General features: G+C 71.4%; 7 protein-coding genes and 1 pseudogene. 6 read left to right on the top strand and 2 right to left on the bottom strand.

The features are described from left to right. Positions 1-107: 107 nt before the first annotated feature. The 3 genes from ACIWVC_RS15515 to ACIWVC_RS15505 all read left to right on the top strand — a co-directional run bounded on the left by ACIWVC_RS15515 (position 108) and on the right by ACIWVC_RS15505 (position 3182). The gene (locus tag ACIWVC_RS15515; RefSeq protein WP_396454253.1) at positions 108-1205 is read left to right on the top strand and encodes a winged helix DNA-binding domain-containing protein; all 1098 of its coding nucleotides are present in this window, start codon (positions 108-110) and stop codon (positions 1203-1205) included. A gap of 321 nt (positions 1206-1526) precedes the next feature. Further along, complete coding sequence (locus ACIWVC_RS15510; protein WP_396447897.1) at positions 1527-1793, top strand: hypothetical protein; 267 nt, start codon at positions 1527-1529, stop codon at positions 1791-1793. 111 nt (positions 1794-1904) lie between these two features. Further along, entirely contained in the window at positions 1905-3182 is a 1278-nt protein-coding gene (locus tag ACIWVC_RS15505) for a DUF2786 domain-containing protein (RefSeq protein WP_396447896.1), read from the top strand. Positions 3183-3265: 83 nt separating this feature from the next. Here the strand turns inward: ACIWVC_RS15505 and ACIWVC_RS15500 are convergent, their stop codons facing one another. Continuing rightward, positions 3266-3478, bottom strand: coding sequence for a helix-turn-helix domain-containing protein (locus tag ACIWVC_RS15500; protein ID WP_176196825.1), 213 nt, complete (start codon positions 3476-3478; stop codon positions 3266-3268). Between the two features lie 500 nt (positions 3479-3978). Further along, positions 3979-4950 carry a class II glutamine amidotransferase gene (locus ACIWVC_RS15495; protein WP_396447895.1) on the bottom strand — a complete coding sequence of 324 codons (972 nt, stop codon included), beginning with the start codon at positions 4948-4950 and terminating at the stop codon, positions 3979-3981. A 336-nt stretch (positions 4951-5286) separates the two neighbouring features. Here ACIWVC_RS15495 and ACIWVC_RS15490 point away from each other — a divergent pair. From ACIWVC_RS15490 to ACIWVC_RS15480, 3 genes and pseudogenes are all read left to right on the top strand, one after another. Next, positions 5287-5364: pseudogene (locus ACIWVC_RS15490) on the top strand (hypothetical protein); the annotation flags it as partial. Positions 5365-5447: 83 nt separating this feature from the next. Next, a complete protein-coding gene (locus tag ACIWVC_RS15485; protein WP_396447894.1) occupies positions 5448-6404 on the top strand; it encodes a hypothetical protein in 957 nt (318 codons plus the stop codon). 1300 nt (positions 6405-7704) lie between these two features. After that, positions 7705-8322, top strand: coding sequence for a hypothetical protein (locus ACIWVC_RS15480; protein WP_396447892.1), 618 nt, complete (start codon positions 7705-7707; stop codon positions 8320-8322). Positions 8323-8389: the final 67 nt, after the last annotated feature.

Raw genomic sequence — 8389 nt, 5'->3', positions numbered from 1 at the left:
CGAGGGTGCGGACCGGCGGCGACGGGCGGGGATACGGGCTTCGCTGCGGAGCCGTGGACCGGGGTGCGGCGTTGGGGATCGTCGGTGGTCGGCGGCATCCTGGACGGATGACCGAAACGCTCAGCCTTCAGGCCCTCAACCGCGCCACGCTGGCGCGGCAGATGCTGCTCGCCCGGCAGAAGCTCCCTGTCGGTGAGGCGGTGCAGCTGCTCTTCGGCATGCAGGCGCAAGAGCCGAAGCCGCCGTTCCTGGGGCTGTGGACGCGGGTCGACGGTTTCCAAGCGTCCGACCTGCACGCCGCGCTGCACGACCGGTCGATCGTCCGCGCCACGATGATGCGGGCCACGCTGCACCTGATGACGGCCGCCGACTACACGGCGTTCCGCACGGCGATGCAGCCGATGCTGCACGGCGCTTTGCGCGTCCTGGGCGACCGCGCCAAAGGGCTGGACCTGGAGAAGGTCGTCCCGGCGGCGCGTTCCTTGCTCGACGGGGGGCCGCTGACGTTCAACGAGGTGCGTGCGCAGTTGCAGGAGCGGTTCCCGGACGTCAACGACCGCGCCCTCGGCTACGCCGTCCGCCTGTGCGTGCCGCTGGTCATGGTGCCCACGCAAGACAGGTGGAGCTTCCCTCGCACGCCGCAGTTCACGCCGGCCGGCACCTGGCTCGGCGAGGAGCCCGCGGCCGATGAGGCCGTCGACGAACTGGTGCTCCGGTATCTGGCGGCCTACGGGCCGGCGTCGGCGGCGGACGCCCAGACGTGGTCCGGGCTGGCCTCCACCGGCGAGGCTCTGGAACGCCTGCGGCCCGGCCTGCGCGTCTTCACCGACGACAAGGGCCGGGAGCTGTTCGACCTGCCGGACGCCCCGCGGCCCGGCGAGGACGTTCCGGCCCCAGCGCGGTTCCTGCCCGAGTTCGACAGCCTGGTCCTGGCGCACGCCGACCGCCGGCGGGTCATCGCCGACGCCCACCGGCCCATGCTCACCACCAAGAACCTGCGCGTCCGCGCCGTCTTCCTCTGGGACGGCTTCGCCCGGGGCATCTGGGAGACCGAGTACAAGCGCAAGGTCGCCGCACTGCGGATGCGTCCGTTCGAGCCCCTCCCCCGAGCGGCCGTGGACGAGCTGACCGCCGAAGGCGAGGCGCTCCTGCGGTTCCTGGAACCGGCGGCCAAGGAGACCGTCGTCAGCGTCGAGTCCTCTTAGGCGATGGCACGGCCGAGCCCTTCCCAGTAGGGGGCGCGGAGCTCCTTCTTGAGGATCTGGACACCACCCGGTACTGCACGCCGCCCCCTTCCGAATCTCGTTCGGTTCTGCGCGGCCGACCCTATCGATCGCGGCGCGGCCCGCGGAAGCACCGGCCCGCCGCCACATGCGGACATGACGCTGTGAGCGTGGACAACTTCGAATAGTGATCAATCTGATACATTCGTTGGTTGAAAGATCCATCAAATGGGCGCAAGCTGTGGCCGACGTCCGGAATGCCCCGCCCGTTCCTACTGACCGACCGCCGACAGGACGCGACCAATGTTCGAGATCTGGGAGACGAGTGAGCCGGCCCGGCTCATCAGCGACGCGGGGAGCCTGAAGGTGGCGCTGGAGAAGATCGACACGATGTGCCGCCTCCGGCACGACCAGGCCGTGGCCCACGTCGGCGAGGCGGGCGAGGGGTACCACTTCGAGATCAGGGATCACGACGGCAAGGCCCTCGCGCGGCTCAGCTACGTCCCCGACACGTCCCGCGCGTACCAGAGCGTCGTGGTCGAGGAGATGCGGGGCGCCGACGGCTCGTGACCGCGTCCCTCAGGCGGCCCCGGTCTTGACGGCCGGGGCCTTCGCATGCCGCGGACGTCCCCGGGTGGCAGGATGCTTCGTGACCTTTGACGCCGGACGGCGGGAGCGGTGGTGCGGAAGTCGTGGCGACGCCATGCCGGGCCGGCCGATCGTCCCGGGGACATCGCCGCCGCGCTGATCGCCGAAGCGCTGCGGGCCCTTTCCCTCAATGACGGCGCGGCCTTCGGCCGTCTCGCGGCAGGGCTGGCAGACCGTCCGGGGCATTGGACGCCGACCGTCGACCGGTGCCTCGCCGCGCGCCTGCGCCGAGCCGTCTCCACGGCGTGGGCCCGCGGTTGGCAGCCGGCCGACGTGACCCGCTACGCGACCCGCCGCCGCACCGCCCGGCACGCGCGCCTGGCCGCGGACGCGATCGCCGGCGAAATGCGCGCCTACTCCCCCACCACCGTGGACGACCGCTGGCATGAGCAGCTCGCCACCCTCCAGGCGACCGTCTGGTGGACGGACGACGCCTCACATTCGTCCGAATGGTGCGTGCGCGAAGGCGTCGACCGCACGGCGTACATCACAACGGCGCTCGAACTGATCCACCTCCTGGAAGGTCTCCCGAGACTCCCCCACCTGACCCCGGCTCCAGGCATGTCCGACGGAACGTTCGATCGGAAGACCCACGCGAGGTCTCAAGACGTCGATCAGCGAATGCTGGGCAAGGTCAGGGCGCTGCTCGCCAAAGCGGAGTCGACCGAGTTCCCCGATGAGGCGGAGGCGCTGAGCGCCCGCGCCCAGGAGTTGATGGCGCGGCACAGCATCGACCATGCGCTGCCGGCCGCGGAGAGCGGCGACACCGCCGGGCCCGCCGGGCGGCGCATCGCGGTGGACAGCCCGTACGACGCGCCGAAGGCGGTCCTGCTGACGGTCGTGGCCGACGCGAACCGGTGCAGGGCGATATGGCACCGTGAGCTGGGCTTCTCCACGGTGATGGGGTTTCCGGCCGACCTGGCCGCTGCGGAGATGCTGTTCACGTCGCTGCTCGTCCAGGCGACGTCCGCCATGGTGCACGCGGGTCCGCGACGGGACGCGCGAGGGCGGTCAAGGACGCGGTCGTTCCGCCACGCCTTCCTCAACGCCTACGCCGCCCGCATCGGTGAGCGGCTGCGCGAGGCCGCGGACAGGGCGGCCGCGGACGCCGGCGGGAAGGATCTGCTTCCCGTGCTGGCGGCGCGCGACCGGGCCGTCGAACAGGCCGTCGACGCGATGTTCCCGAACCTCGCCAAGGGACGGGCGGGTTCGGTGTCCAATTACGAGGGCTGGGTGGCCGGGCGGGCGGCCGCGGACCTGGCCAGCCTGAACGGGCGCTCCGAGATCACCGGGGCGTTCCGCCGTCCGTAGCGCACGGGGTCCCCCCGGGGGGCGAGGGGGACGTCCGGTCATGTGCTTGCTTCTTTCTGGTCCGTGCTGGTCGCGGGAGCGGGTCAGGCCTTCTTGCGCCGGGTGTTGCCGCCCCGGCCGCGCAGCGGCACGCCCGCCTCCTTCAGGACGTTGTAGATGAACCCGTACGACCGGCCGGTCTCGGCGGCCAGGTCGCGGATGCTCTCGCCCGCCGCGTAGCGCGGAGCGAGCTCGGCGGCGAGCTGCGTGCGTTCGGCACCGGTGACCCGGGTGCCCCTCGACAGTGTGCGTGCCACGGGGACCTCCTGTTCCAAGGCTGCGCCGCGGGGCCCGTCCCCGCAGCTCACAGCAGTGTTGATCTCCCCAACGTACACATTCCCCCTGATTACGCCGTCGATGCCGCGCGAATCACCGCGAATTCGGCCAGAGCTGGTCTTATCCGTGGTGAACGGCGTGTCGGAACTAGACAGACGTCCCTCGGACCGCCGTCGACCGCCCGATCCGCACGGCCGCCCCCCGCACCGACCCCCAGACCGGAACCCGATCTTTTTCCACAACCCACCTGCTCCCGCCCCGTCCGCCGCCTCACCAGGCGGACAGGGCGCAGGCGAAGAAGCCCGAAGCCGTCCCCCGGCCGCCACCGCTCCCAGACAGCTGCGGTCAACCGGCCGGACCGCAGCCGGACCCCGTCCCCGCGACACCACCCCGGGCTCCAGGCGGCGGCCGACGAGGGGGCTGGAGTCGATGAGGCACCCCAGGCTGGGGTTGATGGGATCGGGACGAACCGTGAACCCGCCTAGCGTCCGCCGAGCGGGCCGGTCGGGACGACCGGGCCGGGGGCGGCCAGGACCGGGCCGGTCAGGACCGCGGGACCCGCGGGGGGACCGGCGGGGCCGGCCGGAACGGGATCGGCGGGGCTCGGCGCAGCCGCCACGGCGTCCGTCGTGAGGGCGGCCGCGGTGGCCTGGGAGGCGGCTTCGCGGAGGGAGAGGTCGGAGCGGCGCAGCGGATGCCGCAGGGGCTCGAACGGGAAGAGCGACGTCTCGGCGAGCCCGTCGACGACCAGGAGTTCGCCGGGGTCGAGGAGCCGCCAGCCGGGCCGGTCGTCCATCGGCTCGCTGGCGATGACGACGGCGGGCACGGCGTCCTGGGCGCCGGGATCGGCCGCGCCGCCCTGCCCCGGGGACAGCACCCACAGTTCGTTGCTGTCCGGATAGCGCAGCGCCCAGAGGCGTCCGGCCTCCGCGATGAGCAGGTTGAGCGCGAAGACGGGGAGCTCCGCGCCGATGCGGCGCACCGCCTCGATGATCCCGGTGGTCGTGTCGCCGCGGCGCCGGATCTCCGCGGTCAGGTAGGCGAAGACCAGCTCCGAGTCGGTCTCCCCCGAGACGTGGGCGCGCTCGACGTCCGTCAGCCACGTCCGGAGGATGTCGAGGCCCTTCACCACGCCGTTGTGGGCGAACAGCCGGTCGCTCATCACGAAAGGGTGGCAGTTGTGCACTGTCAGCCCGCCTACGGAAGCGTCGCGAACGTGCCCCACGAACGTGTGGGACGGGACGTTGCGGGCGTGCAGGTCGAAGTCCGCGTTCTCGAAGGCGGCCAGGGGCGCCCGGTCGCGGACGGGTTCACCGCCGAGGGAGAACCAGCCGAGACCCGCGCCGTGCTGCATCCGGTGACTCTGCGCGCGCAGGCTCCGGGGCGCGTCCAGCAGCCAGTGCGCCGCCCTGACCCGCGGGCCGCCCGTGCTCATACCGAAAAGTCGGCACATCTGGTTACCTCTCCGATGACTTTACTGCGGGTGACGAACATTTTACCGAACGTCGCAGCCGACGTCCGGCGAACTCGCGGTGTCCCCGACAGGCGAACCCGGACGTCCGGCAGAGAGAAGGCGGCCCCGTCCCCGCGCGGTTCACTGCTGGTCAACGAACCGGTGCCATGCTGGAGGATGCCATGCCCGAGGACGCGGCCACCGAGTTTTGGAAGAACCTGACGCCGATCCGGAACTCGCGGAAGCCGGACGCCCTGCCGGAGGTGCACCTGCCGCACGTCTCCACCGACGACCGCTAGTACGGGCCGTTAGTACGGGCCGTTCACCGAGACCGGGTTCGCCAGTCGGGCCCACTTCACACGCGTCTTCCGCGAGCGCTTCGGCCGTACTCCGGGCGCGGCACGCCTCGGGTGAAGTTATCCCCAGAACCCCGTTCTACTGCTTCGGGTCCGGACGGCCGCGCATGCTGGCCAGGTCCCGTCCGGAAGGAGCAGCCCATGGCCACGATCACGTACTCCGTCCCGTCCACCACGACCTCGCGGTTCGCCGTGGCCGCCGAGAGCATCCCGCGCGACCTCGGCGCCCTCCTGCGCCGGACCGCATCGGGCCCCTACCACGCCCACATCACCGGACGGCTCGGCTCACCCCAGCTGCAGGTCGCGCGAGAAGACCTCACCACGCTGCGCTGGAACCCGGGTGACGTCCGCGCGGCCGGCCCCGAAGACCTGCAGGCCGCCCGCACCTTCAACAGCGCGACGGAGTTCGCCGTCGTCACGGCCTTCGCACCGGTCACCGACCAGCCCCGCGGCGTCCAGGTCGCCCGCGCCGCCGCGCACACCATCGCCAAGGCCACCGGCGGCATCACCGCCGACCTCGTCACGGGCCACGTCCTGACGGCGGCCGCCACCGAGCGGACGCGCTTCGTCCTGGCCGACCGCTGGCTCGGCGACGTCCTGCCCCCGTTCCGCGCCAACGGCCGCTGCACGGCCGCCGACCCCGACCTCGACCCGGAGGGCGTCAACGGCTGCGCATGCGTCCGCCTGCGCACCCGCGGCCTCCGCCGCTTCGGCCTGCCTGAGCTGCAGATCACCGACGTCGCCTGCCCGCACGACCTGGCCGCCCTGAACGTCCTCCGGACCGCCGCCCGGCGCCTCCTGACCGACCACTGGACCTGGCTCGCCACCGGCCCGGCCGCCCGCACCCGCACGGTCTCCGCCACCCTCGGCCTCTCCCACCGCGACTTCAACGACTTCTGGGGCACCACCCGCCGCGTCCACCTGACCCCGCCGGCCCCCTTCCAGGTCACCCTCTCGTCCTTGGCCTCCCGCCTCATCGCCTTGAGCCCGCCCGCCGACTTCGACGGCACGGTCAACGACTGGCTCTGGGGCGACACCCTCCCCATGGGCATGTACGACGTCCTAAAGGCCCCCGCGGACCCCCACCTCGCCGCCTAACTCCAACGACCCCTCTTCGGGGTCTGCTCATTTGGACGACGGTGGTGGATGAGGGGGGCTGCGATGTTCGCTCCGCCACCCAGCGGCGGCGCCCCAGCCGGTCGCAGAACTCGATGCCACGTCGATGGACGGGCGGCGCAATGCCCCGTCCACGCGGCCGGAGGTGCAGGTCGGCGGCTTTCTGCGAGCTCTTCGGCGCCGCATCGCGAATCGCTCGGTCGATTCTCCGGCCTGTAGAGCGCTAGCAACCGGACCGTGCGACCGAGCGCGCGCTTCGGAAAACTTCGCGTCGCCCAAGGAGACCGGTAACGCCGAGTGAGATTCATGGCACCGTGCGGTCACCCGCACTGTGCCGCAGTGCTACTTCTCAGCCACGACCGTCGTTATGAAGCTGCGCACTGGGTCCGTGCCTGGAGCCTGCGAACCGACTCTTCGGAAAGTGCCTATCAGCAGGCGTGTCGCGAATTCTCAGCGCGCGTGCCCACGCGCCGTTCCCGGTGTCCGCCAGGCCGCCTACATCTCGGTTCAAGCGGGACGTACCGCCCATTTCGGCTGTTCTGGCGATGACGTAGGACGGTGAAGGCCATTGAAGCGAGTGTGGCCAATGTTCAACGCTCCGTAGCCGAATTGACTACGATCGGCACTCACACGGTGACCGACGCGATCCCCCGGGGCGAAGATGAACCGTTTTCTGGCACATCCCAGGCTGGCCGTACTGCTCGGCGGCTGGCTCCGCTGCACCGGCGGAGTCCTGGGCTGTACCGCGATGGCCGGCGCCATCTCCATAGGCGCGGCTCCGCCATCGGACGCCGCCGCTCAAAACGAACCGGAGCCGCGCAGGTCCCAGTCGCCGACCTGCCGCCAGGCGATGAGCGTCGGCGACTGGTACACCGCGCACAAGTGCAAGGAGGCATGGCGCTCGATGTACGAGAGGTCTCGCAGAAGGTCAGGGCGCGACCGGGAATTGTCCCGCCGGCCGCACCGGCACACCTGGAAATCCGAGATCGAACACGGGCGTTCCTCGCCCGTACCGTCCGAAGAGCACAGTCCGCGGCCGGCTCTGCCGGATCCTGCGAGCGCTGAACCTCCGTCCCCACCCCGAAAGAGCACTTTTCGCCCGACGCCGTCCACACCGAAGCCGACTCCCACCCGGGACCAGTCGGCCGAAGCGGAGTCGCGTCCTCCCACACTGCAGCCGGTCCTGCTGCTGAGTCTGCTCATCCCCGCCGCGGCGGCGATCTGCTACCCCTTCCGGCACCGCCTCTACGCCGTCGCGACCGCCGGCACGGCCGCCCTTCCAGTGCCCGATGAGGAGGACGAAGCGCCGGCGGGCTTCGGCTACCGTCCCGTCCTCGACCCGTTCGCCCTCCGGGCCACGGGCCTGTCGGGCTCCGGCGCCGTCTCCACCGCGCGCGTGCTCGCCCTGACCGCTCTCGACGAGCACGGCGACGACTCCCTGGTCGTCGTTCCGCGTCCGGACGCCACAGTCCTGTTCGGCCTGGCCGAGGACGAACTGCTCGACGACGACACGGACGGGCTCTTCATCCCCGGCAACCTCGACGCGGCGCTCGCCTACCTCGAAACGGAACTCGCCATCCGCGAGAACACCGGTGTCACGCAGGCGCGCCGACTTCTGCTCGTGGCCGACTGCACGCAGGAGGCCGACAGGATCCACGCGCTTCTCGCCCGGCACCCGGGCGGCGTATCCGCGATCCTCCTCGGCCCATGGTCGGGAGACACGGCCACCATCGACGACAACGGCCTGGTCGACGCCCCTCCCGGGCTCGCCTCCGGCCTGCCCGACCGCGTCCCGGCGCTCTCCCGAGTCGAGGCCCGCGACCGCCTCCTCGCCGCCCTCGCACGGCACCGGGAGACCAAGAAGCCCTCTAGACGCCGCTCCTCACCCCGGCGCCCCTGACGACGAAGCACCACCCGGGACACGACAGACGGGACACGACAGAAAAGGCTCCGAACCCGGCGACGGC

Source organism: Actinomadura sp., assembly GCF_044508335.1.
In the GTDB taxonomy this organism is placed as follows: domain Bacteria; phylum Actinomycetota; class Actinomycetes; order Streptosporangiales; family Streptosporangiaceae; genus Spirillospora.
The sequence above is the reverse complement of the archived record's forward strand: the minus strand, read 5'-3'. Positions and strand labels throughout refer to the sequence as shown.